Annotated in this window: 1 protein-coding gene; it reads left to right on the top strand. The window is 32.6% G+C overall.

Features of this window, described 5'->3' with window-relative positions:
* A partial coding sequence (locus CJJ23_RS05135) for a hypothetical protein (protein WP_180738054.1) occupies nt 1–873 on the top strand: 873 nt, incomplete at both ends.

Genomic DNA, 873 nt, shown 5'->3' on the forward strand with positions numbered 1-873 from the left:
CCCTAGGTAAAGAAGTAACTGTTACAGGCTTTACTAGTGAAAATGCTTATGCTTTAAAAATCTATAAAGAACTAACTAGTGAAAACTTAAAAATGACTCTAGATGGTTCAACTAATACACAAGCAACTGCTTTAAAAGAGAAAATGGCTTCGCAAGTTACAAGCGATGAAGATTTTGCTAATCTAAATACTGCTTTAAAAGCAAAACTAGATTCACTAAATAGTTCTTTTGAAGCAACAGGCTTTAAAATTGAAATTATTAAAAAAGCAAGTGAAAGTGGACAAAATTACTTTGATAATGCAGCAGGAGCCTTGCAAGTGCAGTTCTTATTATCAAGTACAAATAATGGAACTACTAAGTATTGAAAACTAACAACTACTAATCAATCAACAGTAGGTGATGATGCTAGTGTTGAAGCAGTTACTGATAAAACAGCAGCTACAGGTAGAGATGCTGATATCACAGGCTTTAAAACAGGTGCTAGTTATTTAAGTCCACTACTAGAAAGTTTTGTTTATAAAACTACTTTCGAAACTACTGATGAAGCAAATATTAAGAAATTATCTAATGTCTTTAAAGCACCTACAGATAGTGATGATGATACTCGCTTAGAAACTATGATTGACGCTTTAAATGCCTTGAAAGCAGAAACTCAAACACAGCTTGATAAAAATGCTGTAGTCGGCTATTCATTAAGTACAACAGCTAGTGATAATAAATGAACTGTAGTTTCTAGTGATGTTGATGGTAAATTAGTAAATGTTAGTGGTCAATTTAAGTTGACTGCAGGAAATGATGGTACAAATCCATCAACATTAAACATTAAAGGTACATCTGATTTAGCAGAGTTTAGTCCCCACTTTATGAGTGTGA

It is taken from the genome of Mycoplasmopsis agassizii, assembly GCF_002276225.1.
Taxonomy (GTDB): Bacteria; Bacillota_I; Bacilli_A; order Mycoplasmatales; family Metamycoplasmataceae; genus Mycoplasmopsis_B; species Mycoplasmopsis_B agassizii_A.